The sequence below is a fragment of the Rossellomorea sp. LJF3 genome, assembly GCF_037046045.1.
Lineage (GTDB): Bacteria > Bacillota > Bacilli > Bacillales > Bacillaceae_B > Rossellomorea.
Genome location: NZ_JBANLY010000004.1, coordinates 1 through 26,586 on the forward strand (window position 1 = coordinate 1; position 26,586 = coordinate 26,586).

The 26,586-nt window shown below is 39.3% G+C and carries 28 protein-coding genes; 23 read left to right on the plus strand and 5 right to left on the minus strand.

Features of this window, described 5'->3' with window-relative positions; all coding sequences use genetic code 11:
* Positions 1-179: 179 nt before the first annotated feature.
* On the minus strand, positions 180-521 hold the full coding sequence (locus tag V8G47_RS05305) for a hypothetical protein (RefSeq protein WP_336199176.1): 342 nt from the start codon (positions 519-521) through the stop codon (positions 180-182).
* Between the two features lie 604 nt (positions 522-1,125).
* On the opposite strand from V8G47_RS05305, the gene V8G47_RS05310 reads away from it, so the two are divergent.
* Entirely contained in the window at positions 1,126-1,395 is a 270-nt protein-coding gene (locus V8G47_RS05310; protein ID WP_336199177.1) for a DUF3949 domain-containing protein, read from the plus strand.
* Between the two features lie 269 nt (positions 1,396-1,664).
* Positions 1,665-1,799, plus strand: coding sequence for a hypothetical protein (locus V8G47_RS05315; RefSeq protein WP_336199178.1), 135 nt, complete (start codon positions 1,665-1,667; stop codon positions 1,797-1,799).
* A gap of 302 nt (positions 1,800-2,101) precedes the next feature.
* Here V8G47_RS05315 and V8G47_RS05320 read toward each other — a convergent pair whose 3' ends face one another.
* The gene (locus V8G47_RS05320; protein WP_336199179.1) at positions 2,102-3,358 is read right to left on the minus strand and encodes a helix-turn-helix domain-containing protein; all 1,257 of its coding nucleotides are present in this window, start codon (positions 3,356-3,358) and stop codon (positions 2,102-2,104) included.
* 116 nt (positions 3,359-3,474) lie between these two features.
* Between V8G47_RS05320 and V8G47_RS05325 the strand changes: the two genes are divergently transcribed.
* From V8G47_RS05325 to V8G47_RS05425, 21 genes are all read left to right on the plus strand, one after another.
* Positions 3,475-4,227 (plus strand): hypothetical protein, encoded by a 753-nt coding sequence (locus V8G47_RS05325; RefSeq protein ID WP_336199180.1) that lies wholly within the window; start codon positions 3,475-3,477, stop codon positions 4,225-4,227.
* Between the two features lie 11 nt (positions 4,228-4,238).
* A complete protein-coding gene (locus V8G47_RS05330) occupies positions 4,239-4,934 on the plus strand; it encodes a hypothetical protein (RefSeq protein ID WP_336199181.1) in 696 nt (231 codons plus the stop codon).
* Between the two features lie 392 nt (positions 4,935-5,326).
* On the plus strand, positions 5,327-5,641 hold the full coding sequence (locus V8G47_RS05335) for an excalibur calcium-binding domain-containing protein (RefSeq protein ID WP_336199182.1): 315 nt from the start codon (positions 5,327-5,329) through the stop codon (positions 5,639-5,641).
* 128 nt (positions 5,642-5,769) lie between these two features.
* Positions 5,770-6,261 carry an LURP-one-related/scramblase family protein gene (locus tag V8G47_RS05340; protein WP_336199183.1) on the plus strand — a complete coding sequence of 164 codons (492 nt, stop codon included), beginning with the start codon at positions 5,770-5,772 and terminating at the stop codon, positions 6,259-6,261.
* 368 nt (positions 6,262-6,629) lie between these two features.
* Entirely contained in the window at positions 6,630-7,646 is a 1,017-nt protein-coding gene (locus V8G47_RS05345) for a LacI family DNA-binding transcriptional regulator (protein WP_336199184.1), read from the plus strand.
* A gap of 460 nt (positions 7,647-8,106) precedes the next feature.
* Entirely contained in the window at positions 8,107-8,877 is a 771-nt protein-coding gene (locus V8G47_RS05350; RefSeq protein ID WP_336199185.1) for an MBL fold metallo-hydrolase, read from the plus strand.
* 148 nt (positions 8,878-9,025) lie between these two features.
* The gene (locus V8G47_RS05355; RefSeq protein ID WP_336199186.1) at positions 9,026-9,865 is read left to right on the plus strand and encodes an SDR family NAD(P)-dependent oxidoreductase; all 840 of its coding nucleotides are present in this window, start codon (positions 9,026-9,028) and stop codon (positions 9,863-9,865) included.
* Between the two features lie 112 nt (positions 9,866-9,977).
* Complete coding sequence (locus V8G47_RS05360; RefSeq protein WP_098437478.1) at positions 9,978-10,802, plus strand: BtpA/SgcQ family protein; 825 nt, start codon at positions 9,978-9,980, stop codon at positions 10,800-10,802.
* Between the two features lie 112 nt (positions 10,803-10,914).
* Positions 10,915-11,892: a nucleoside hydrolase gene (locus tag V8G47_RS05365; protein ID WP_336199187.1), complete on the plus strand. Its 978-nt coding sequence runs from the start codon at positions 10,915-10,917 to the stop codon at positions 11,890-11,892.
* A gap of 61 nt (positions 11,893-11,953) precedes the next feature.
* Positions 11,954-13,474, plus strand: coding sequence for an amidohydrolase family protein (locus V8G47_RS05370; RefSeq protein WP_336199188.1), 1,521 nt, complete (start codon positions 11,954-11,956; stop codon positions 13,472-13,474).
* A 27-nt stretch (positions 13,475-13,501) separates the two neighbouring features.
* On the plus strand, positions 13,502-14,122 hold the full coding sequence (locus tag V8G47_RS05375; protein WP_336199189.1) for an ECF transporter S component: 621 nt from the start codon (positions 13,502-13,504) through the stop codon (positions 14,120-14,122).
* A gap of 179 nt (positions 14,123-14,301) precedes the next feature.
* Positions 14,302-15,051 (plus strand): energy-coupling factor transporter transmembrane component T, encoded by a 750-nt coding sequence (locus V8G47_RS05380; RefSeq protein ID WP_279726050.1) that lies wholly within the window; start codon positions 14,302-14,304, stop codon positions 15,049-15,051.
* Entirely contained in the window at positions 15,048-15,911 is an 864-nt protein-coding gene (locus tag V8G47_RS05385) for an energy-coupling factor ABC transporter ATP-binding protein (RefSeq protein WP_336199190.1), read from the plus strand. Before V8G47_RS05380 ends, V8G47_RS05385 begins: the two co-directional genes overlap by 4 nt.
* The gene (locus V8G47_RS05390) at positions 15,908-16,735 is read left to right on the plus strand and encodes an energy-coupling factor ABC transporter ATP-binding protein (RefSeq protein ID WP_336199191.1); all 828 of its coding nucleotides are present in this window, start codon (positions 15,908-15,910) and stop codon (positions 16,733-16,735) included. The genes V8G47_RS05385 and V8G47_RS05390 overlap by 4 nt, the downstream gene beginning before the upstream one ends.
* Before the next feature lie 28 nt (positions 16,736-16,763).
* Positions 16,764-17,432, plus strand: coding sequence for an aspartate/glutamate racemase family protein (locus V8G47_RS05395; RefSeq protein ID WP_336199192.1), 669 nt, complete (start codon positions 16,764-16,766; stop codon positions 17,430-17,432).
* Positions 17,433-17,494: 62 nt separating this feature from the next.
* On the plus strand, positions 17,495-18,424 hold the full coding sequence (locus tag V8G47_RS05400) for an NAD(P)-dependent oxidoreductase (protein ID WP_336199193.1): 930 nt from the start codon (positions 17,495-17,497) through the stop codon (positions 18,422-18,424).
* A gap of 31 nt (positions 18,425-18,455) precedes the next feature.
* Positions 18,456-19,691: a 3-oxo-tetronate kinase gene (otnK, locus tag V8G47_RS05405; protein WP_336199194.1), complete on the plus strand. Its 1,236-nt coding sequence runs from the start codon at positions 18,456-18,458 to the stop codon at positions 19,689-19,691.
* Positions 19,692-19,707: 16 nt separating this feature from the next.
* Complete coding sequence (locus V8G47_RS05410) at positions 19,708-20,298, plus strand: class II aldolase/adducin family protein (protein ID WP_336199195.1); 591 nt, start codon at positions 19,708-19,710, stop codon at positions 20,296-20,298.
* Between the two features lie 240 nt (positions 20,299-20,538).
* Positions 20,539-20,820, plus strand: a complete 282-nt coding sequence (locus V8G47_RS05415) for a YwqI/YxiC family protein (RefSeq protein WP_336199196.1) — start codon at positions 20,539-20,541, stop codon at positions 20,818-20,820.
* 12 nt (positions 20,821-20,832) lie between these two features.
* Positions 20,833-22,746, plus strand: coding sequence for a T7SS effector LXG polymorphic toxin (locus V8G47_RS05420; protein ID WP_336199197.1), 1,914 nt, complete (start codon positions 20,833-20,835; stop codon positions 22,744-22,746).
* A gap of 5 nt (positions 22,747-22,751) precedes the next feature.
* Positions 22,752-23,228 (plus strand): immunity protein YezG family protein, encoded by a 477-nt coding sequence (locus V8G47_RS05425; protein ID WP_336199198.1) that lies wholly within the window; start codon positions 22,752-22,754, stop codon positions 23,226-23,228.
* A gap of 300 nt (positions 23,229-23,528) precedes the next feature.
* On the opposite strand, the gene V8G47_RS05430 is transcribed toward V8G47_RS05425, so the two are convergent.
* From V8G47_RS05430 to V8G47_RS05440, 3 genes are all read right to left on the minus strand, one after another.
* Positions 23,529-23,978, minus strand: coding sequence for a hypothetical protein (locus V8G47_RS05430; protein WP_336199199.1), 450 nt, complete (start codon positions 23,976-23,978; stop codon positions 23,529-23,531).
* 10 nt (positions 23,979-23,988) lie between these two features.
* On the minus strand, positions 23,989-24,804 hold the full coding sequence (locus V8G47_RS05435; RefSeq protein WP_336199200.1) for a hypothetical protein: 816 nt from the start codon (positions 24,802-24,804) through the stop codon (positions 23,989-23,991).
* 258 nt (positions 24,805-25,062) lie between these two features.
* Entirely contained in the window at positions 25,063-26,376 is a 1,314-nt protein-coding gene (locus tag V8G47_RS05440; protein WP_336199201.1) for a hypothetical protein, read from the minus strand.
* Between the last annotated feature and the right edge of the window lie 210 nt (positions 26,377-26,586).

Below are 26,586 nucleotides of genomic sequence, written 5' to 3' on the forward strand. Positions count from 1 at the left end.
AGTGTGTTTTGATAACATTTTTATCCCCCACAAAAGCTTTATTCCTTTCTATTATACAAAAAAAGCTTGTAGACTTGGTCTAATTCTTAGACTTTGTCTACAAGCTGAAAGAAGCAAGGGAAGACCCCTTGCTTCTTTTCTTCTATGATGGGGAAGCAGCAGAACCGTCCCTGTGCTCCTTAAACAATAAGTTCTTTTATCAGGGAAAGGAGAGTGTAGACGATAATCGAGAGAATTCCTTGGACAGACAGCGCAAGGAGAAATAGGATCTTTCGGACAAACCAGTTGTACTTTCCGATTTTCGTATAAATATAGTATCCGGAGCCAAGCAGCCCCTTTTGGAAGGTGTTCTGGATTTTTTGAAAGACGGTGGTAGCGGGACGATAAATGGACAGATCGTAGAAGTCCAGCATGGTCCTCTCTAAGAGGAGGATTGTGCAGCCGTATGCGAACTGGGTGGCCAGTACGGCAGCAACGGCCAATAAGATCATTTCACCGATATCATCAGGCGTAAGAAACATAATATTTTCCTTTCTTTTTCCCTTAGGATTCGTTTAGAATGACAGCCCTTCGAGTAAACCCACAATGATTTCATACAGGAAGATCGATAGGAGTGCCTGAACCAGTAAACATCCCAGTAATTAGACCTTCCTCAGTAACCAATTAAATGTTGAAACTTTGGAGTAAAGCAGATACCCAAGTCCAATGGTGGTCTTCTGAATAACGTTACTCATTCTTTGAAAGGGATTATCGGGCTTTTCGTAAATGGAGATTGTGTAGAAATTCACCATGGTTCTTCCGAATAATAAAATCAGACAACCGAAACCGAGTTGTGTGAGTAAGATGGTAACCAATAGATACTTTATGAATTCAATGATTGTGGGGAGGATCAAGAGCATATGCGTCTACTTTTTGGAAGCATGGGAAGGTTCTTTTCCTTTTATGAGTTGGAAGCGGGAGAACCGTCCCCATGCTCCCCTATACAAAAGCGTAGAATTCCCTTTTTCTATCATACTAAATGAATCCAATTGACAAAAGACTTCCATTAACGAAACTTTCCAATTAAGTTAAACGTAATCATATATAAGGAATAAAAACAGTGGTGGACTTGAGGAGGCAGTTAATATGGAATTGTATATCTTTCTAGCTATTTTCGGTTTATATGTGTTGATTTCCCTATTGATCTTACCTATGCAATATCGCTTCTTGATCGCTTTAAAAGCGGAAGAGGAGAAGAGCCGATTGAAGGGGAAGAAGCAGGGAGAGATGTATGATGATATGAATGCTGGTGAACTGAGCCTTCATTCCAATATGCAGGGGAACCCGTTATTCTTTTTGGCTAATCTATTTGCTTCGATTTTGTATAGGGTGAGGCATGGTGGGGATCGGAAGTAGGCAAAGGAACCTGTCCGCGATCCTAGGCGATTAAATCATTAGAGAGAAGGGGGATATATTCGTTTGTACCTACTATTATCAATTTTTTTAGCCAGTATAATAGGTTTGTTCTTGTTTATATCCGTGCCCAGGGTAGGTGCATCCTGGCTTTCGGTATCATTGCCGGTTGTTTGTTCAAGTGGAGTGTACCTTAATATCTATAAGCGAATGAAGGTAATAACCCCGTTGTAGTAGAAGGTGCGCTTTCTGAACAATCAATAAAAGATACCATGGGTGAAATTCTAGGTGATAAAGATGATGTTATTGAAGATACATGTAAGAAATCGCTTGGGGAGGATGTCAGAGCGGTTGCTAATGAGAACGTTGGTGATTCTGTTGAATGCTTAATCAAGGAGAATTTATAGACTAGAGATAAATGTCGCTTTTACAAAAAAAGCAGAACCGTAAGTATTCGACGAGTGCTACGGTTCTGCTTTTCTTTATATATCTATCTATTACAGTTTCAATTATTAAAGTTGAAAAGAAGAAAACACAAACTATAATAATATTCTTACATTTGGATTTTGGACTAGTTCAGAAAGATCACTGACATTGGGTGGTTTTAAATCTTCATCACTTACTAAAAAATGTGAGTTTGAATGAATAGTAGGACTCACATTGTACACAGCTAGTGTAGATAATAAAAAGAGAACAAGCAAAAATTTTTTTACCATAAACCTTTTTTCTCCAATCCTTTATTTATTTCAATAGAATATTTAAAGGCAGACTTATAAGACTTCATTTCTTTGTAATGATTTGCGAGAATTTTACAGGAGGAATAGTATTCTTTCATTAGGTTTTCTTTTTTCAGTAAAGGATTAATGTTTTCGAGTATAGCGATGTATGAAACGTCATCTTTTTCCTTTAAATACGTCGCCTTTAATAACAATAAAATTAACTCTTCTTTTTTGTTTTGTGTTTGGGACTCACATTCGACATATAGTTTATTGAATCTCTCATAATCCTTTAAATTCAAATAACATTTTAATTTTTGGGTTTTAGTCTTTAATGTGGAAAACCCAACCTTTTCTTTAACCTTTATTGCTTGGTTATAATATACTTCAGCTTGGTCTGGTTGGTTCATTTCCAAATGCAAGTTTCCTAAATTATGAAAAATCCTGCTGACCTCAGGAGTCCCTAAAGATTTGCCGATACTTAGTGCTTTTTTACCGTAATGCAAAGCGAGTTCTAAATCACTAGTTCGCCAATAAATTACTGTAATTATGTTGTATAAATCGAAACAAACTTCCCAATTATGGCTTTTTAAATTATATATAAGAGCTTTTTCTGCACTTTGAATTGCCCTTATATAATAATGTGATAAATATTCTAATAGCGATAAGTTGTAGGTTAGAGCAGAGTATAATTTAGGATCACTTTCTAGAGCATCATGCAATATCTCAAAAAAAGTTAATGACTTTTTGAACGATTTATTAAAGTAGTAAAATTGAGCTTTAAAATAGTAAAAACTATTAATTAATAAATTGTCCTTTATACTTTTAATGTTCTCTTCTGGTAGTTCGTAACACTTAAGTTGATTAATTTCTTCTTTCGGATAAACATTATTCTTAAGTTTTTTTGTAGCTACCAATAATATAAGTGTGAGCTCTTGAAAAATATTTTGTATGCTCTTCTTATTTAGCATTTCTAAATCACTATTGCATCCATCTTCATCTAGTATAATGTTTCTGAAAATTCCCTTTAATCTATTTTTTAATTCGATATTAGGTCTTAAGCTGTTTGTAAGATAATGAATATCACAATCTAACTTTGTTGCTAGTTCCATTATAATGTCATCCGATGGGATGTACCTTCCATTCTCTACGTTGCTTAAGTGTGTGGGTGATACTATACCTTTTCCTAATTCCTTCAGTGACATTCCTTTTACTATCCTTAAATGTTTTATTCGTTTGCCTACATGCAATATTAAGCCTCCATACCATCGTATTACGACAAAATTACAATACATCTATTATTATAAGACAAAAATTAGAATATTTAAACTACTATTGAACTATCAAATGTAAAGGTGGGAACTAAATGAAGAAAAAGAAATTGTTTTTAAAAGCAGCTTTATCAATGGGTTTGTTCTTAGGTTTTGCTAGCTCGTCAGCAAGTGCGAGTCATCTAGAAATCACTCCTCAATCAGAAAAAATCAGCAAGTTTAGTGGAGTAAACTCAAAGTATGTAAATAACAACAAAGAAGAGTTAATAAACAAAATGGAGGAACTAGGTGTTAAAAAAGGGAAGATTAAAGGTCTACTCAAAAAGATTGCCAATGGGAAAACACTCGACTCTAACAACCCAGAAAAAGTAAAAGCCGCAAAAGAAGAACTTGCTTTAACTCTTGAACACCCAAAAAAAGAATATGAATTTGAAGACGGTTCAGTTCTAAAAGTAAGCATCACCCCACCTTCCAATGAAAATAATTTATTAAAGTCTGATGGCCCTGAGAGGTCGTATAGTTGTGGTTCTGGATACTGTGTGTATGTTGATCACAAAATTACAGCATCAACAGCAACACTCGACGCAGAGGCAAAAGTTACGTTTGGATTAAACTACGGTGCAGCAGATAACATCTCTAGTATGAAAGAGCTAGTGGTTGGTGTCACCGGCGGCACTCATTCCGATAAGAGAATTGATATTCCTCGTCCAACTGAAGATATCTATAATGATATTCCCGCTATTGCTAATGGTGCATTTACTGTAAAGTACTTTGGAGAGTCTTATGGAACCGTTGAAAAACTAAGGTTAAGTGTAGGTAGCGACACATATAATGTATTTTTATACTAGGGGGAGAACTCATGAAAAAGAAATTAGTACTATTTATTCTTGCTTTGTTTTTGACATTCCCAATGACTTCTTTAGCAAATTCAAGCAAAGCCAATTCTCAAGCTAATAAGGTTGGCATTGAAAAACAAGCTGAAAATTATTTTGATAACCTTGATATTAAAGAGAAGAATAAACAAAAAGTGTTGAAGAAAATTAAAAGTGGAAAGTTATTGAATGCTGATAATCCTGATAAATATACGCCGGAGGTCATTGAGGAATTGACTGTAGATATGGATGAGCCTGTAAAAGAATATACCTTTGAAGACGGTTCAAAAGTAAGAGTTAGCGCAGTGCCAGGACCACAAAGAGTTATCAATTGCGGCAGTGGTTATTGTGCTTATGATTATTATCTGATTAAGCGAGAAGCTTTCAATACTGTAGCAGAATTCAGAGCAGATTTCACCATTGTTCAGGGGGACAGTGAGCCTGATTACATAAGGCATGTGTATGATGCATCTGTTTCATATTATCCTGGATACGTAGAAGATTACAACCTTTTAGTTAACAGAGCTACAGAGTATGTATATGGAGGTGGCGAAGAAGCCAAGGCAACATTGTACTTTACATGTATAAGTACTGGAGGTACAGCTTCTTTTGATGCATATCTCAGGTTGGTTGTAGGCAATGATGGATTTTCAGTCGTGCCTAGTGGCAATTGGTATAACTAATGCGTAGATGTCTGGTAATTTTATTGATATAATTAGTGAAATGCTATGTTGAGAGGAGGATTTTAGTGATTGGACCTACTGGAGCTGCGATGACTGTATTTATTCCTCTAATCATATTGCTAATACTTATTGTGTCATGTTTTATCTACATTAAAAAAAGAATCAAAAATAAATAATTTCTAACTGTTGCCCACTTTATAGATTAGAGTGGGCTTATTTGTTATTTTATAATAAAAGATGAACTCATGTTAAATAATTTTCTGAATAGTAGGTATTCTCAAATAACCATTCTTAGTTAGTCCCCTTGTTTTAATAATGGCGGATGAGTAGTATCTACCGACCTAGAGTAAGAATTAAACGGATATGCTGAGCCGTCGACTTACAACCCGGATGTGAAATACAGCGAGTACTTTGTGAAATTCGCCCGGGAAGCAAGGGAGAATGGAACCGGCCTCTGGGCTTACGGTGAAAATGGCACCACTAAAGGGGATTTGGACCCAAAGGAAGAAAAGAAAACAACAACAGCCGCCACACCGAAATCCAGCTCCAGCGCCACAACGGAAGAACCGGCAGCTGGTCAAGGACAAGATTATTATCAAAACTGTACGGAACTGAGAAAAGTCTATCCGGATGGAGTCCCAGCAGATCATCCTGCTTATGCCCGAAAGCATGACCGGGATAAAGATGACTGGGCGTGTGAGAGATAAAGAGAGAGTATGGCCATTCCTTTTGTGAGGGAATGGCTTTTTATATTTGCAAAAATGTTGATGAATGACTGGAACTTCCCCCCATCTCAATCGTATATAAAGGAAAGACGAAAAATGGGGGAACTGATATGAAACAACTTTACATCAAACAGAAAGTATTCAGTCTCAGCGAAAAATTCACCGTAAAGGACCAGGACGAGAAGGACGTTTATTATGTCGAGGGGAGTTTTATGAAGGTCCCGAAGACATTCACTATTATGAATCAAGACCGCGATGAAGTAGCCCTGATCACGAAAAAGGTGTTGAGCTTTTTGCCGACATTTTTTGTCGAGGTGAATGGTGAAGAGGTCGTGACGATCAAGAAGGAATTATCCTTTCTGAAGGCCAAGTATTCTATTGATTCGGCAGACATTGAAGTGGAAGGAAACTGGATGGATATGGACTTTCAGGTGTTACATCAGGGGAGAGTCGTGGGTGAAGTGGGCAAGAAATGGTTCAGTTGGGGAGACAGTTACAGGGTGCAGATCCTGGAGGAAGAGATGGAAACGATGATTCTGGCGCTTGTGATTGCGATTGATTGTGTGAAGGCGGATCAGGCGAATAATACTGCGACGTTTTAAAGAAGGAAGCACGGGAACCGTCCCCGTGCTTCCTTATGTAATCTCCGAAATGTAACAAAGAAACCTATATTAAAATAAGCAACGTCACTCCTCTCTCTTTGCAATAAGTAACTAGCAGTAATAAAGAATAAAATCCCGAAGAAGAATGAAAATGACAGAACTTTCTGTTCTCCAAATTTTGTGATACGCTTTCTTATACACTTTTAGATATAAAAACAGACGATCATGTAGATTAATGTATAAGGTTAGGGGGAGTTTACCTTTTGTTCTTTTATCAACAAAAGGAAATCGACAAATTTTCTAGAATTATAGTAGAATTATAATAGTGGTAAAAAATGAGGAAACGTTTCCATAAGGATGTGTCAGTTTTGGTAACAATAAAGGAAGTTGCAAAAGAAGCTAATGTTTCAATCTCCACTGTTTCAAGAGTGCTTAATAAGAGCGGGTATACAAGTGAAAAAACGAAAGAAAAGGTTCTTGATGCAGTTAAAAAACTCAACTACCAGGGGAGTCTGGTGGCTGCTGCAATGAAGAAGAAACAAACATTGACTCTTGGTTTAATCATACCTGATATAAAGAATATTTTTTATTCAGATCTGACTAGAACAATAGAGGATCGGGCAAATAGTCATGGATTTAACATCTTTTTATGTAATACAGATAACAATTTGCAGAAAGAAGCAGAGTATATACACCTACTGATTGCTAAAGGAGTCGATGGAATCATCTTTTCATCTCCAGAGGCTGATGATGGAAATATAGAGGAATTGAGAGAAAACTACCCTGAACTGCCAGTCGTCATATTAGGGGGGAAATTCCCGAAATTAATTCTAAATGAGATCATAGTTGATAATGTTGATGGAGCCTATAAAGCGATGAGACATCTTCTGGATTTAGGTCATAAGGATATTGCCTTTATCGGTGGGGATCCTGAAACTTACGCATCCATCGAAAGGCATCAAGGGTACAAGTTAGCATTGAATGAAAGAGGTGTTCCCATAAAGGACGATTATGTGATTTTTGACAAGTTTTATATTGAAAGCGGTTATAAAAATGCAATGAGATTGTTGCAAAAAAATGATAGGCCATCGGCAATCTTTGCGGTTAGCGACAGTGTGGCTGTGGGTGTCTACAAAGCTGCAAGGGAGCTGAATATTAGAATCCCCGAGCAATTGTCAGTTGTTGGTTTTGATGATTCTCAATATGCGGAAATTTTATATCCTATGCTTACGACTATACGAACACCAATTAAAGAAATGGGTCAAAGGGCGATCGAAATCATGGTGAAAGCAATAAAGGAAAAACAAATAATCAAAGAAACTGTCCTCTTTTATCCGACTCTTATTGAAAGGGAGTCAACAATGGAGATAGAAGCAAATGATTAAAAGACATTTGGAGATTCAGGATAAATGAATATAATTTTATAAATTTTCAAAAAAATCATTGAAAGTGGTTTACTAAGTATGTATAATTTGATTTAAATAAGTGGAAACGTTTCCATATTATTTAAATCATTTTTTTTTGGATCAATAAGTATTGTCCACTCAACTAAACTAAACATCAAAGTGTTTGTGCTATTATCAACTCCAGATTGTCCCTATTTTATATGTTTAAAGCTGCAAGAAGCCCTATAAGCAACGTTTTCATTTTCTGAATGGTATCCAACTCGTAAATTAAAAATGAAATAGGTTTCTAGTAGGTTTTGTGGAAACGTTTCCAGAAATAGTCTTTTACAAGATTTATTTATTCTCTTACAGATCATGTAAATCTAACCTAATTGAATGGATTAACATTAAATCTCATTCAAGGTATCCAACTCAATAACAACGATGAAAGGGGATTGGAATGTACGACTACAACATATTTATTCAAGGGTTTCCCGGAAAGTCATCCACTCATGGGGGGCTTGGGTGGAGTACAGTTACGTTATTGTCCCGCAATGACCAACACATTATTATCGATGTCGGCAGCTTCGGTGTCAGGCCTTTACTATTAGATAAGCTCGAAGCCAGAGGTTTATCTCCAAGTGACATCTCTATGGTTTTATTGACACATACGCATTGGGATCATTGTGTTAATTGGACTATGTTCCCCAACGCGACCATTGTTGTAGGGCAGGTGGATATGGATTGGGCAATAAACGAACCACCTGGAGGTTGGCATGTTCCTGAATTGTATGTGAAAGAATTAAATTCTTCTCCACAAATAAGGTTGGTCAACGATTCTGAAGAAATTGTTCCTGGCATTGTGGCGCATCAAACGAAAGGACATTCACCAGGTCATTTGGCATACACCGTAGACAATGGTGATTATGATTTGATATTTAGTGGGGATGCCGCTAAGAATAGGGCGGAGCTTTTATCAAGGAACGTCGATATGACACTTGATCTTTCAGAGAGCCAGCATTCTATCGAATACTTATGGAGTTTATGGAAAAAAAGGGAGAATAGTATTTTAGTACCCGGACATGATATACCTTTGAAACTGGTTAACGGGGAACCTGTTTATGTTCATGAAAGAGAAGCAGACTTACAATACTGGTTTTCTGATACATTGGAGGATTATACAACGATTGAATTGGCAGAGGAGTCAAAGTTAGCAAAACAGTCCAAGTAGGATTACCTTAACTTCTTTAACTGTCCAAGGGATATTTACAAATAAATGAAAAGGCTTACATTGTGTTTTCGTAAGTTAGCAGTTTAGCAGTTTTAAAATTTTTGTAGTAACGGAATTGATAACTAAATTTGAATGAGGTGTATAAACAATGAGTGATAAAAAAAAGCAACGTGTGCTCGTGACTGGCGGGTCTAAAGGGCTAGGACGTGGAATTGCCCTGGCTTTCGCAGAGACCGGTGCATCGGTGGTCATTGCTGATATTGATCCTGAAGCGGGCGAGCGCTGTGTGGAGGAGATCATTGAATCTGGAGGAGAAGGTTTATTCGTCTATACGGATGTAGCGTCAAGTGAAGATGTGAGAAACCTCTTTGAGGAAGCGCGTCATTTCCAAGGCGGTATAGATGTACTTGTGAACAATGCTGGTATTGGTCACGGACCGCTCTCGGAAAGACACTTTCTAAAAACGGACTTCCCTATGTGGGAGAACCTCATGAATGTACACCTTAATGGACTCTACTACTGCAGCCAAATGGCAGCGAGAGCAATGGTCCATCAGGGTGAGGGCGGGGTCATCATCAATATGAGTTCTGGTGGAGCTACGCGCGCGCATCGGAATCGTGTCGCTTACGACGCGACGAAAGGTGCCATTGAGGCCGCTACAAGAGCAATGGCACTTGATCTGGCTCCGTGGAAAATCCGGGTGAATGCTGTGATGCCAGGCGCCATAGAGGTTGAAAACCGTACAGCAGTCGGGGAGGAGTCCTCACCTGACCTTCTCATTCCACTTGGCAGGCTTGGAATGCCTCAGGACGTTGGTCAGGGAGTCCGTTTCTTGGCTTCACCTGATGCATCTTACATTACAGGTCATGTCTTAGCCATTGATGGTGGACTCACTTCTCAGCTTCGGGCGCCAAGTATGGATGCCGATGTAGCGCTCTCTATGGACGAAATCGACTTAGGGATGGCTACCACCGGAGTCAAAGAATAAATGCCTTCCCTTCCAACTGCTCATTCGTTCAAGGATTAGAATAATGGATTGAGAGTTTAAGATTTTACCCCCTAGTAGGAATATGATCAATATTTTAAAGGAGGAAAATAGTATGAAAACCTCATTTGCAAATATGTTCGGTGTCGAAAAACCAGTATTAGGTATGGTTCACTTAGGTCCGCTGCCTGGATCGCCCCTATATGAAGGGAATATCGATCATGTATTAGAAGCTGCCATCCGTGATGCAAAAAGTCTTGAAAAGGGCGGAGCCAGCTCCGTGATGGTAGAAAACTTTAATGACTATCCATTTTACCCTGAAACAGAGGAACCTGAAACAGTAGCGGCGATGACACTGATTGCTCACGAAATTCGCCGTGAAGTGAAGCTTCCAATGGGGATTAATATCCTGAGAAATTCGTGGAAATCTGCTCTAGCAGTTGCTGGAACAGTAGGGGCTGATTTTATCAGACTTAACGTCCTGACAGATGCATATGTAACCGATCAGGGTCTCATTAACGGTACGGCGCACTTGGTGGCAAGATATCGTAAATTTCTTGGTTTAGAGAATAAAGTCAAGATTTTCGCAGATATCCAAACAAAACATGCAGCTCCTTTAGCGGCTCGTCCTATTGATGTCTTGGCTCGTGATACTGCCTATCGTGGAATGGCGGACGCTATCATTCTTGCGGGTGAGGAATCAGCTCAACCTCCTTCCATTGAGAATTTAGAGGCGGTAAGGAATGCAGTCCCTGATGTTCCAATCATTATCGGCAGTGGAATGAAAGTCGAAACCGCCAATCTGCTCAAATATGCGGATGGAGCTGTCTTTGGATATGGGGCGAAAGTGGATGATATTATGACGAACCCGGTTGACGAGGACAAAACACGCCGCTTCTGCGAAGGGGTGGACAGAGAAAGAAACTCTCAATTGGTTTAGTTTTAATAGAAAAAGAGTATCGAAGGCGTTGGGACCGAAACCTTATTACAGTAAGGGGTTAGTGCTGGTATGTGTCTTGATATTCTTATAAAAGAGAATAGGAGGAATTAACATGATGATGGAAAGAGTAATAATTGACACGGATCCGGGGGTAGACGACCTTGCCGCAATCTATCTTGCACTTGCGTCACCGGAAATGCATGTTGAAGCTTTGACGACAGTACATGGAAATATTGAGGTGGAGACTGCGACTCGTAATGCCCTTTCATTACTTGAATTAGCAGGCAGGACGGATATCCCCGTTTACCGGGGAGCAAGCAGGCCCCTCATACGTCAACCGCAATTTGCCAAGCATATTCACGGCAATAACGGTTTTGGTGGAGTCGAGGCCCCAGCCCCTACCGTATCAGAAGCCGGGGAGTTTGCAGCCATGGAGATTGTGAGGCGCTGTAACGAAGCACCAAACGAGATCACTATTTTAGCGATAGGTCCATTAACCAATGTGGCTCTGGCTCTATCTATAGACCCTGGTATTGCGCAGAAAGTGAAAAGGATCATTGTCATGGGTGGCGCAGTCCGTGTTGCCGGGAACTATTCCCCAGTGGCGTCCTTCAATCTGGCAACTGATCCCGAGGCAGCAAGGGTGATATACAATTCTGGTGCCCCAATCGTACAGGTAGGTCTCGATGTATGTACAAAAGTGAGAATCTCACACGAAAACCTTGAACGTATCAGGTATGCGAATACGCGACCAGGAACTTTCCTATTAGAGGCCGCTGAATTTCGGCGCAAGGCTTACATTGCTGCCAAGCAATCGTCAGAAACAGAGACAGGCGTTTTCTTTAATGACGTCCCAGCCGTAGCTTATGCCCTTTGGCCAGAACTCTTTAAGGTCCAGCCGGCTTTTGTTTCAATCGAGACAAAAGGGGAACTGACAGCCGGTCAGACGGTCACTGAGTTTACAGGACAGTGGGGTCATTCAGAATCAAATACATCCATCCTGATGGATGTAGATGGAGAGACAGTGGCACGACGTTTTGCAGAACGAATTTCTACTTTGGAAACAAACTATGCAGAGACGCAAAAATAAATCGTTTTGCGCGCCGAGATATCTTAATATTTAGAAAACTATTTATTGAAGGGGTGACTCCATGTCAACTCTCATTAAAAACGCAACCATCATAACGATGGATGACCAGTCAGGTATCATTCAGGGCAGTGTATGGGTGGAAAATGGACGCATAAAAGAAGTCATCCCACACCTCCCTGGGAGTGAACCAACAATTCACGTAAATGAAACAATCGATGGATCTGAAATGATCGTCATGCCTGGTATGACGAATGCTCATTATCATTCCTATTCGAATCTGTTAAAAGGAACAACCAGCCATCTTCCATTAGAAATGTGGTCCCTTTATACAACAGCATATGGTTATTCACTTGATGATGAAGATATTTACCATGCAGTCCTTTTAGGTGTAATCGATATGATTAAAAGTGGGGTGACCAGTTGCATTGACCATTTTCCTCATATCAGAAGATCAGAAGCAGCCCTTAAAGCATACGAGGCATCTTCCATTAGAGTAGGATTTGCTCCCATGATGCACGATGTTCCTGATCATCATTTTCTTCCAGTTGACTTGCCGATCGATACAAAGCGAAAACTGGACCAAGCATCACCGATATCAGTGGTTGAAATGAGAGCCTTTTATAACTCTCTTTTCGATAGGTGGCACGATAAAAATGATCGAATTCAAATAGTAGTCGGTCCAAATGCTCCGCAGCGATGTTCCCAGGAAATGCTCGCGTTATGTAAGGAATTAAGTGAACAAAGTGGGGCATATGTTCATACACATCTTCTCGAAACAAGAATTCAAAAGGAAGTCGGGGATTCGGCGTTTTCGGGCGGTATACTCGGCAGACTGCAGGATCAACAATTACTTTCAAGAAAGTTGTCCACCGCCCATTCCATTTGGATTGAAGATGATGAGGCAGAGATGTTAGCTGAACATGGGGTTTCCTTTGTTCATAATCCAGTCAGTAATATGATGCTTGGCAGCGGGAGAGCGAACGTATCATCCTATCTTGAAGATGGAATCAACGTGGCCTTAGGAACGGATTCCTCCAATTGCGGAATCTCCCATAACCTTTTTGAAGCCATGAGGATAGCCGTTATGCACAGCCGGCAAGAACACCCCAATTTTCATGAATGGCTGCAGCCGATAGATGTCCTTAAAATGGCGACAGTTGGGGGAGCACACATATTAGGCGAAGAGAAAAAGCGGGGGAAAATTAAACAGAATTATGAAGCGGACCTTGTTTTACTAAACAAGCGCTCATCTGCTTTAACAGTGAATGCCGATGTCATTTCTCAGCTTGTGTACTACGAAAATGGGAGTTCGATTGAATCAGTGATGGTCAAGGGAGAATGGATTCTCAAGAATCGTAAAATGGTTTCATTCGATGAAGAAGCGGTAATTCAAGCAGTAAAAGAAAAACAGGAATCCCTTCTTCAAAAAAGCCGGGCAAGTGTTCAGTGGGCGAATGAAGTTGAACCCTATTTCACTGATATGTATAAAAAGTTTCATCCTCATCCTGGAGAGAAAAAGGCTGGCAGCAACCGAATGGATGCTGCTCATGAGCAAGGAAAATTTGAAGGAATGAAATCTTAGAAAACCCATATAAAAGGAGGACTATACATGAAAAGTATAAAAAAGGATTTTACGCTTATTTCCATATTGCTCATTCCCATTGGTGTTGCCGTCAATGTAGTTGCTGGAGAATTGGTTGAATTATTAAAGATCCCTCTTTTCTTAAATCAAATCGGCACGATGATTGTTGCGATGGTAGCCGGTCCTTGGGTTGGAGCAGTAACTGGAGGCGTCTCAAAACTGATATTCGGGATTTTCAACCCTACTCAGCTGGCGTTTATGCCGGTTGCCATGGCTTCAGGGATTGTAGTAGGTCTCATGGCAAAAAAGGGGCTGACAAAAAATGTTTGGAAGGTCGCATTTACAGGCTTTATTGTCGCAATTGTTGCCATCTTAATCGCTACCCCGACCACGGTTATTGTATTCGGTGGAGCTTCAGGAACCGGATCAGATACAATCACTGCCGTACTTTTAGCTTCAGGCAAAGAAATATGGACATCCGTTTTTACACAAAAGATATTTGTTGAAAGTATTGATAAAATTCTCTCGATTTTAGTTGCCTATATGATTGTGCGTAAGATGTCAGATCAATACCTGTCTAAACAAAAGTATGGTCACTTATATCTTACGATGAACAATAAAAATAGAAGTACTAAAATAGGAGCTTAAAAAAATACGGGGTGAACATGTTGAGGAATCTGCGGTCACTGCACCACCCACCCCGTTATATCGTGTTTCTGCTTTCGGAAAGTATATTTCAAGAATAACAGAGGGCTTGAAGGGATTGACCGGATTTTTTTTATTAATCAGCCAAAAATGAACCTTACCATGAAAGGGGAGATACACATATGGAAAAACTGAGAAGCTTCATTCTAAATCTCTATCCAACTACTAAATTCTTGTTTGCCGCCTTTTTGATGATGACCCCGTTACTGTTACCAGGTTATATCTACTCTTATTTAGTCCCCGTGTTATGTTTATTTATTGCAATGGCAGCTGGAAAAACAAAGCAGTACGCCGACTTCGTCTTAAAAGGATTGATACCGATTGTTTTCATGATTTTCCTTCTGCAATCATTTTTCTACCCTGGAGAGACCATATTATGGTCATGGAGCATCTTCTCCATTAAACAAGAAGGAATCCATTTCAGTTTACAATTAACCTCCAAAATATTGGCGGTGGGATCAGCCATTGTGTTATTTTTTCAGATTACAAAAATCAATGATTTATCCCGTGCATTAGAAATAGCAGGAGTTTCACCAAAAGCTACCTATGTCCTTTCATCTGCACTTACGATTATTCCGGAAATGAGGCTGCATTTATTACGGATTATGGATGCACAAAGAACCCGTGGTGTTGAAACGGAAGGGAATCTAAGTATAAGGGTAAAAGCATTTGTACCGGCATTAACCCCACTGATATTATCATCATTCTCAAGCACAGATGAGAAAGCCATCACGCTGGAATCCCGTGCTTTCACTGCCCGTACAAAGAAGACAAGCTTACATCAACTGGAAAAGACGAAGAGTGATCATGTGGTAAGAGTTGTACTATTGATTGTATTTGTTTCCATCTTGATCTGGAGGTTTTTCTTATGAGTGGAATCGAGATTAGAAATCTATCATACCAGTATCCTACTGGAAGTGAAAAAGTATTGGATGATCTGAATCTTACGATCGAAAGCGGGAAATTTTACGCTCTGGTCGGTGTGAATGGTGGGGGAAAGACCACACTTTGCAATGTTTGCCGAGGTTTTATACCACATTTTTTTAATGGTGATAGAAGTGGGGAAGTGCTGATTGATGGGAAGGATGTTTGTGAATGGGATCCAAGTGAGCTTGCTCAAAAGGTAGGGTTTGTCTTCCAAAATCCATTTACCCAAATCAGCGGTGTGAAGGAAACTGTTTTTGATGAGATTGCTTTCGGACTTGAGAATCTGGGAGTTGAAATCAGTGTCATTAAACAGAAAGTACAAGACATCATTACATTGCTGGGGATTGAGTATATCCAGCACAAAAACCCGAATGAACTGTCGGGGGGTCAAAAACAACGGGTCGCTTTAGCGTCCATTATCGTAATGGAACCGGATATTCTCATTTTTGATGAACCGACATCACAGTTGGATCCACAAGGTACGGAAGAAATATTCAGGGTAATCGATATTATGAAGAAAAAAGGAAAAACCATTATTTTAGTAGAGCACAAGATTGAATTGATTGCTGAATATGCAGACTATGTGATTGTCCTTCAGGATGGGCAGATTAAGAAACAAGGAAGTACGGAAGAGGTGCTTTCTGAAGAAGGTACACAGGATTATGGATTGGGATTGACCCAGTATACGCTATTGGATCTACAAATGCGGAAACACGATATGCATACAGAAAGAATACCCATCACTGAAAGGGACTCCGTTCAAGTAATGAAACAATGGATGGAACTAGAAGGGGTGAAAGGATGAGCTATTTAACTTTAAATGACGTTACCTACTGTTATCCAAATGGTTTTAAAGCGGTTGAAAATGTCAGCATGTCATTTGAAAAAGGCGAATCAGTAGCCATTGTTGGACAAAATGGGGCCGGGAAAACAACAACAGTGAAAATGATGAATGGATTAACAAAGCCGACCCAAGGTGATGTGATCATTGATGGTTTGAATACAAAAGATTACACAACCGCTCAAATATCTAAAAAGGTGGGGTATGTCTTTCAGAACCCTGATGATCAAATTTTTCACGAAAATGTAAAAAGTGAAATTAGGTTCGGGCCTAAAAACCTTGGATTCTCACAGGAGAAGATTGAAGAAAATGTAATGAAGGCAGCAGAATTGACAGGAATCGTGCCATTCTTGGATATCCATCCGTATAACCTGCCTTATTCCATGAAGAAATTTGTCACCATTGCTTCGGTCATTGCGATGGATACGGATACGATTATCTTAGACGAGCCAACAGCTGGACAAGACTCCCTGGCCATTAAAAGACTGGGGCACATCATTGATTCATTGGTTCAAGAAGGGAAAACCATCATTACCATTACACATGATATGGAATTTGTCGTGAATAACTTTGAACGTGTCATCGTGATGGCAAATAAGAGAGTCGTTCAGGATTCTCATAAGCAGGATGTGTTCTGGAACCATGGTGTCCTGGCAGAAGCGATGTTGAAACAGCCTCATATCAGCCGGTTATGCAATACATTAAATTTCAATGAAAAAGTTTTAGATATCAACCAAATGATCGATGTGCTAAAAAAAACTTCAAGTAAGGTAAAGGTCACTCTATAAACCGGAATCCACTAGGGGGAGAATCGAAATGAAAATCGGTATTATACATGCAACCTGCAATGCTGTACCACCTTTGAATGCAGCCTTCAAACAATTGGCACCAGAAGTGACGGTTTTAAATTTTGTTGACGAGAATATCCAGTATCATGCCAACCAAATGAATGGAATCGATGACAAATCATTTCGGGATTTTGTCCATTTGGCCAGTAAAGCACAGGAAGCGGGAGTAGACGCGATTATTGTAGCATGCACTGTGCTCACACCTGTAGTGGATGCTGTGAAGCCATTTATATCCGTCCCGATCTTTGCGGTGGATCGCCCGATGTTAGAAAAGGCCGTTACTCATTATACAAAAATTGGCGTTGTGGCGACGACTGCTCCATCCGGGCCCGCAACGAAAGCCCAATTGGAGAAGCTTGCCAAGGAATGGGGCAGGGAAGTGGAAATTGAAACGGAGATTATTACGCAGGCGATGACAGAATTGAAGGCTGGTCATGAGGTCGAACATAATCATCTGAATCGTCTTGCCGCAGCGGAATTGCAAAAAAGAGGATGTGAAGCCATCATTCTTGCCCAGATTACGCAGGCATGTGCAGAAGTTGAAGCGAGTACATTAGGAATTCCGGTGTTAACCAGTCCGAAAGAAGCGGTGAAAGCGGTCATTGGTGCATTGGAAGGGGATAAAGTAAACGCTTAGGTTACGGTACTTCCCTGTTCTTCAGCCCTTGAAATGATTTCAAACAAAAAGGAGAGATTTCAATGAAAGTAAGTTTTATTGGATTAGGCGTCATGGGCACAGGTATGGCATTCAATCTGGCAAAAGGTGAAAAAGAAGATGAGTATGAGTATCTTGTGTGTGATGCAAATCCACAGGCATTAGAAGAATTCAATGCACAAGGGATTAAAACCACAACGGATATCTTGGAGACTGCAGATAGTGATTATCTATTTCTTTGTCTGCCAGACTTAGAGATTGTCAAAAAGGTTGTAGTAGGGGAAAACGGTCTACTGAAATATATGAAGCAGGGTCAGACCATTGTGGACTTTAGCACCATCAGTTATTTAGGAGCAGTAGAAGTCGCAGAAACCTGCAGGGAGAATGGAATCGAATATATGGATTGCCCCATTTCGGGTCATCCCAGAACAACGGTCGAAGGAACACTTACGATCATGTGCGGCGGGAATGAAGAACTATTTCACACACTGAAACCAATGCTTGACCGGATGGGGAAACAGATCCTCTACATGGGTGACAACGGGGCTGGGCAGCTGACGAAAATGATTAATAACTGTGTATTAAATATTTGTTGTGCAAGCTTCAGTGAATTATTACCCGTTGGAGTGAAGCTTGGTTTAGATCCAGAGAAACTCGGTGATGTATTAATGACGGCAACTGGATCAAGTTTTGCTTCGAAAACATTGATTCCTAAGGTGTTAGAAGGGGATTTTGAACATAGTTTTTCACTTGAAAGAGCCTATAAAGACATGGAAAGTATGAATGAAGTATTAACGAAATACCAAATTCCGCTGCCAACGTTGAGTGGAACGATGCAAACGTATCAACTTGCCTTACAAAACGGACAAGGTGATTTCTACAAGCATGCCATGATATGTTATTTTGAAGATTTGTTAGGTGTAAAAGTGCGTAATAAGAGCTATCAAGAAACAGAAGCTGAATTGGTAAAGTAGTACATAAAAACATAGGATGGGGGTGAATTTATTGCGCTTTGGTGTGATTGCAGATGATTTTACCGGTGCCAGTGACATCGCTTCTTTCTTTGTGAAAGGCGGACTCAGTACCGTTTTATACTCTGGAATACCTGAAATGGATGAGGTTCCAAAGGCAGAGGTATGTGTCATTGCCTTGAAAACACGTACTCAAGATCCAAATGACGCTGTCGACGATTCACTCGAGGCAATCGCCTGGTTAAAAGAGCAGGGTGCGCAACAGTTTTATATAAAATATTGTTCTACCTTCGATTCTACACCTGAAGGGAATATCGGCCCGATTTGTGATGCTGTAATGGAAGAATTGGACGTTCCTTATACGATTCTTTGTCCTGCCCTTCCCGTAAATGGACGGGTTGTGAAAAATGGATGTTTATATGTAAATGGAGTTCCACTCGATAAGAGCCCAATGAAGGATCATCCGCTTACGCCCATGCGGGATTGTGATCTGGTTCGTTTAATGGACGCCCAGAGCAAATTTCCCAGTGTGAAATTGCCGGATACTTTAGACAAGAAAGAAGTAAATGAATGGATGACAGGAATAGCCGCACAACATAAGGATTCGCCTTTTTATATCGTACCAGATTACGAGAAAGAAGAAGACGCGGAAAAGCTGGTAGAGTTATTTGGAGAGCTCAAACTCATCACAGGTGGAAGTGGCCTTGCCTATCCATTGGCTAAAATGCATAAGGAACAAGCGGATGCGGATGACTTTGCGCGATCGAATTCGCCAGCGTTACTGTTAGCAGGGAGCTGCAGTGAAGCGACTCGAAACCAGATTACAGAATATCAACGTTCAGGTGGTAAAACCTACTTCATGGATCCTCTTAAATTGATGTCAGGGGAAGAATCGATCGAGAAGATTTGGAATGTGATTTCTCAAAACAAAGAAGAATCCATCCTGGTATACAGCAGCGACACACCTGAAAATGTGCGGGATATTCAACAAAAAGGGAAAGAAGAAGTGGCCGGAAGATTAGAAAAAGCCACCGCAGACCTGGCAAAACTGGCTGTTCAAGCCGGGTTTCACAGAATCATCGTGGCAGGCGGAGAAACGAGTGGGGCGGTGGCCAAACGGCTTGGGTACCATGGATATCATATTGGAGATAGTATTTCACCAGGAGTACCTACTATGATCCCAATAGAAGATAAACGTATTCGGATGGTGTTTAAAAGCGGAAACTTTGGACAATCGGACTTTTTCCTTCAAGCCTTATCTTTAACATAAGAGAGAAGTGGAAAATATGGATCAATCAGTAGATAAGAAGATAAAGGATGCCATTTGGGTGGCCCAAAGTCTCTTTCAACGCGGGAAAGCAACGGGGAGTGTTGCAAACCTAAGTTTTCTCCACGAGGGCAAAATGTATGTGACGGCTACGGGAACTTGCTTTGGAACTCTTAAACACGAGGAGTTTGCTATACTGGAAATGGATGGAAGGCAATATGGTGACATAAAACCAAGCAAAGAATGGCCATTACATTTGTCGGTATACAAAGCAAAGCCTGATGCTGGTGCAGTTCTTCATGTTCACAGCACGTATAGTGTACTTTGGAGTTGTCTGCCTGGCCTGAATGAATCGGATTGTGTGCCGGACCATACTCCATACTTGAAAATGAAGCTGGGAACCGTTGGTTTAATTCCTTATGAACAACCCGGTAGTCAAGAATTGTTCCGCGAGTTTGATAAACACGTACATGCAAGTGATGGATGGTTGTTGAGCCATCACGGCCCAGTAGTACCCGGAAAAGGTATCATGGAAGCATTTTTTGCATTAGAAGAATTAGAGGAAAGTGCCCATATTGCCTGGGAGCTTCGAAAAGTTAATACAGAGTGACGGAAGGAAGCACGGGGACGGTTCTCGTGCTTCCTTTTTCTATTATAAGAGAAGCAACAGAACCGTCCCCATGCTTCTTTAAATCTACTTTAGCGCTACTTAAGAATTATGAGTATTTTCCTATTTATAGAAAAACCTGGGTTCATAATAGAATGCCCACAGAAACGATGGTACGATATTCTATGAATTGGAATTTTATAGGATGTTAGTGGAGATATTCATAGAGAAAGGACCGATCACATGCACACTGAAATCAAGATTCAGTACAACGAGACGGAGAGGGCGCTCTCCAAGCTTCGTCAGACGATTGACGCTTGGAATACGACGTATCCAAGGCAGATTGGCGGGGCGAACGAACTGGAGGTCATTAACAAGCTAAATGAACTCAATGAGCAATGCCAGAAGATGTTGGAGAGCTATCAGCAGCTTTTGATGGAAAACCAGGCGGCCACTCAACTTTCTGTAGAAGGCATGGAAGAAACCGATCGTACTCTTTCTTCTGCCATGACCTTGAGCCGGTAAAGGAGGCATTCTATGAAAATACTGGATGTTGACGGCTTTCAACATGGAATAAAGGAGATAGAGGAAACCCTGTCTTCCCAGAGAGATCAGGTAGAGCAGATTGAAAGAGCCGTTCAGGAAGTGGTTAATCTGGATGAGGCGTTCAAGGGGGAGGGTGGGAATGCGATCCGGGACTTCTACAGGAGTCAGCACCTTCCCATGCTGGAACAATACCAGTTGTTTTTATCCGACTATCAATCCGTCATCCGGCAGATGAAGGAGGCTCTAGATCACGTGGAGCCTTCACCTGACGGGTTTATGAGACAGAGCTTTCTGGACAACGAAGTGGAAGAAGGTCTTCACCGTGCACGGCGGACAACGGTGGAATTGACAGGGGAAGCCAATTCGACCATCAGAAGTGTATCAGACATCGTATCGGTGCCAAGAATCCAGGACTGGTCGTTTTTACAGCAGGTGACCCATGCCCAGGAGGAAAAAGAACGCAGCCTCCGAAAGCTGCATGAGTTCGACCATACTCAAACGGCTTCCCTTGCGCCCCTCGAAGAACAGGTCCACACCATGACGCAGCAAATCGCTCGGCTCCAAACTGTTTTTCAAAAAGGAAAGCTTGGTATAATAGAGAAGAAGGCTCATCAGGAAGACTCATCGTTTTTATCCAAACTATCCGAGTTTACATCGGCCATGGCCAAAAATAAATTATCCGAGTTTCTTGGGACCGTGGAAGGAGCCCTTTTTGCGATCGTCGATATTGTGAGCGATCTCGTCGACACGCTCATCGCCCTGTTCACCGATCCCATCGGATTCTTCAAAGGCATCATTCATACCGTCCTTCACCCCATCGACACGGCGAAGTACATATGGAATGACCTGAAACAATCCTTTGAAGAAGAAGTCGTCAACGGAGATGTGCGAAGCAGGGCAAGGTACTTTTCCTATGCGGGAACCTATATCGCCGCATCCATTTTCGGAGCAAAAGGCGTAGACAAAGTCGGCAAGATGGGCAAAGCCGGCAAAGTGAGCTCCAAGACCGACGTTCCCTACAACGTCATGACGACAGCCAAAATCAAATCCTTCATCCACGATGGAGTGAAAAGCACCTTTGGAAAAGTAGAGGACACCGCTCATCAGCTACTTTCTTCCCGAACTGGAAAAAGGGCATTGGGACTGAACGCTTTTTCCGGACATCTTCAAGAGCTATTCAGGAAAACGAAAAACGTCTTAAATCCGAAGAAAGTGAGATCGGTGATGGAGAATACGTATCAAAAAGTGGTTGCCGGTCCGGTTTCGAGGGTGGCACAGACAGAGGCTTTCTCCAGGATGGGGAAGGTGTTGTTAAATGAGGATGGGCATGTGGTGGTGTCTGGGAAGGATTGGGTTAGACGGGGTGAGAATGAGGGAACGGTTAAAAGTAATGGTTTCAATGAAGTTAAAGAAATTGACTTCGGGAAGCATATAATTAAAGGTAAGAACGGAAAGAAACAACTACTCCCCAATACTAAGTATGTAACAAATGATGATTATAAATATATTACTGATGAATTTGGACGTATTGTTAGTGTTGAAGCACCTGAACTAGTGTTGAAAAAGGCTGATAGAAATAAATATGCACAAGCAAATGTGGGTGGAAAAGATAGATTACCGGATGATGATGGCGGTCACTTAATAGGAGCTCAGTTTAATGGACCTCCTGATATTGATAATCTTGTACCACAAAACAGCCAGATTAACAGAAGTGGTGGAGTTTGGTTTGATATGGAGACTGAATGGGTTAAAGCATTAAGAGAGGTGCCTCCTAAGAAAGTCTCAGTTAATATTAGTCCAATTTATTCGAATAATTCATTGCGACCAGATTCATTTATTATAAAATATAAAATCGAAGGAAAGCGACAAGTCAGGCTAAAAATATTAAATAAATCAGGAGGTTAAAGAAAATGAGTTTTGAAATAGAATTAAATAGACTTTATGAACAGATAGCTCAATGTGTTAATAATATGATCCCAGTTGAATGGCAAGAGTTTTATTTTAATGGAGAAGTTAAGGACAAAGAGGGTGGGGTATTCTTCTTTTTTACTCCTGTTGATAAAAATGAAAGTGCAGTTTATTCACACGACATACCAGACTTATACCAAATAGATGAGGATACGTATGACGAAGAACTTCATAACTTGTTTGAACTAACCGTAAAACTTCAACAGGTATTTATTGAAAACGACCAAGAACCTTGGTTTTCAGTCACTCTATTAGTCAATGATGCAGGTAAGTTGAATGTGCATTTTGATTATACAAATTGGCATGAAAGCGAGTTTGGTCCGACAGCAAGAATAGAGTATTTTGAGTATAAGTACTTAAATAATGAAGAGGTAGATTTGGATTTGGTAGAAAGAATGCAGAAATTTGAGGGGAAATAATCATGTGGAAGCACGGGCATAGATCTCGTGCTTTTTTATATTGATAGTAAACATCAGAACTCTCCATGTGTTTATGTGAATTTGACCACCTGGGGGTGTTGGTGAGATAAATGGTGTATTTGAATATCTGGGCCCGTCCCAGTGCTTTCTGTTACGTGGGTGGTGTATTTGGGGGCTGGGGGTAAATAGTTAATGATTAACGAGTGGAATGACGTTGTGAATATTTTATACAATCAAAAAAGCCCCGTCTCATCAATACATGGTGGGGCTATAGGGTTTGCAGGGATGAAAATTATTCTATTAAAATGGGAGACCCTCGTCTTTTCCATTGATAATGCTCTTTGAATATAAACTTTTAATAATATTTATAGTGTCTTGAGAGCTAAGAATTTCTTGAAGTTTTTCTAAAAATTGAGTTTCATTTTTGCATTCATAATCAGAACTTGCAAAGGGACCATCAATATCATCAGCATCGAATGCAAGTGCAACTGGATAATCATTTTCAGGACTAGAGTACATAGTGAACAAGGTATATGAATATCCATCTAAATATGGTGCTACTATCTCAAAATTTGTAGCTAATCCATATTTCTCATCAACTTTATATTTCAAACTTCTAGTTGGTGTCTTAAGAAAAAGCATATCATCAGTTTTCTTTTCAAATAATTCAGCCTGTTCTTTTAATATCCCTTGAGGTAATGATTTAATATCATTTTTAGTTAACTTATTGAATCCCCATAAATCTTTCATAAATATCCTCCTATTGTAGAGCGAATTTTATTGGTAAGTGGTCTGAAAACAAAGTAGCATTTGGTCTACCGCTTGGTTTGAGAAGAGAATTATCTTCGCTTATTTTATGTATAATTTCTAGTTCATTAAAATCAAAAATTTCAATAAGATCAGGACGAATAATTACTTGGTCAAACATATTCCAAACGTAACTTGTTGGTTTACTATGGTAATAATATGTGCCTAAAACCTCATTATTAAAGTTTCCATGTAGAGTCCACATCGGATTATAAAAATATGAATATTTTTCTCTATACACTGTTCTTTGAATCTTCATTGCTGTATTTTTATCCATTACAGCATTAAAACCGTGTGCTGAAACCATTACCTCAGAAAAGGGATTTAAATTAAAGTCACCTACTACAATGGTTTTGTTAATTCCTAACTTATTTTCATATATTTCAATTTCTCTCTTGATTAAGGATGCTTGAGCACCTATATCGTTTTCTGAAATATGGAGATTACTAGGTAAGTGTAATGAAACAATCATGATTAGAGAAGACTTATATTTAAGTTTAAAAGCAGAATAAAAAGTTCCATCATGATATTTTGTTATTCTCTTACCTATGTTGTGAAATAGCATTGTTCTATTTTTAGGTAAGGGCATTTCTACTTCAAAATTGAGATCTACTCTTTTCAGGCTCTTTTTTATAAGTTCATGATCTACTTTATTTACTTCGCATAAAATCAATACATTAATTTTATGTTCATTACATATCTGTGAAACAGTAGGAATTATTCTAGGGTTATTTTTGATGTTCCAAAATAATACTTTAATGATTTTCACCCTTTCTAGTAATGGTTAGTTTACTATATATCAAAAGAATAGACCCATATTATATAAGTATATCTAAATTTAAAACATGAAGTATTTAAGGGATGGTTTCTATTCCAAAGGTGTAGGATTTAAAGGAGAGTCTGGAATGGATTTCGCGCTTCTACACTTTTAAAAGGTCTCTCTTTAGTGAGAAATGTAGGCACCAAAATAAACCCTTTTTTATTTGAGCCTAACGCCTTTCAAGAAGGAGTTTGCTCAATAGTTTATTCATATAGGACGGACCGTTCCAGCTTTTATACCAGAAAGTGTACTCCCATATATCTTTCTAGTCATTAAATCGTTTTCAACTGCTAAATGATATTTAAAATTAAGTTGCCTTGCGAAATATTCGAAATGTTGGTCTACGTGTGATTCTAAATGCTTATTATAATCAATGAAATTCCCATATGAACTTATATATCTAAAAAATGTTTCGAATAACAGTCCATCATCAAAATAAGTATCGACGATATAACAGTAGGTTGAATTTTTAGGGAAAAGAAACATATTCATTTTTTTTATTAATTCAAATTGCTCTTCATTTAATTTAAACCACTCACTATGCAAAAGCCTCCTGTTTTCAGGCTGTTCTTTATTATATCTGACATCAATCTCTAATTTTGAAAAATACTTTCCGGAAATTACTACAAGAACATCGCAAATGCGAAGTCCAACATTTACTGCAGAATCTTCATTTTCTTTTATAGATAAAAAACCTAGCTTTTTGAATGGTTCTAAAGGTATCCCTTCATCAAGAATAAGTTCTGTAGACTGCACGCTAGCTTTATTAGCATGGTCCATTTCCGTAATCCACAAGTCAAGATCAAATGACACCTTGTTCCAATCAAAGGAGACTAAATCAAAAGGAGTTTCTTGAATCAAATGTTTTGTTTTCCTAATTGTTTCGATTGTTTCCGTGTAATTCTGTATTTGAACTTTCATTCTTTGAATATGCTTGTTCTTATCAACGAATGCTTTCATATCTTTCTGAATCTCTGTAAGAACTTCTCTATTTTTCTTATTAGGGTCAAAAAAGGATTGAATCACACTCTCGCTAGCTTCGATATGTAAATACTTAACAATAGAATATTTTAAAAGCTTTACAGATCCTATAAACCTTTTTTCTTCTAATTTAAGTATCCAGTCTGACAATCTTTTGTCTGCAACTAGAGACATTTTATTTATTGAAAATAATAAATTATCAACTTGATTTTCAAGGAGTATTTCAAATAATGAACTATAAAAATTTATTTCATGTCCTTTAAGGCTAGCAATTCCATACTCGAAATGCTTATCTAAAATATCTTTTCCTTTTAATTCTCTATCCTTGTCACGAAAATTCCTAGAAGACATGTAATTTTTTTCTAACATTTTGTATTTCTTCTCAATTTCATGAAGGTGTTTCTCGTTTATTTTGATTAAGTTAGCAACATAAACGTTCATGTTATCATTTCCTAACTTAATTTTCTTCTCTTCATTATAGGGAGTCGTAATCCTAATTGTCTCTTGTGGTCCTTTTTCATCAATAAATATATAGTCCATGGAATCCTCCTATTCGATTTTCTGATTTTTGAAAATATAATTATGTAGTATTATACATGATGAAATATAAAAGTGAGCGTGAAATCTAATATATTCCATTTTTACGGTGTGTAATATTGGTCTAAATAAGATTATGGCTTAAGAAGAGTGAAAGTTTTTTATAAATATAAAAATATAGTTATAGAGAACTTAGTATTATCCTCTGGGTTA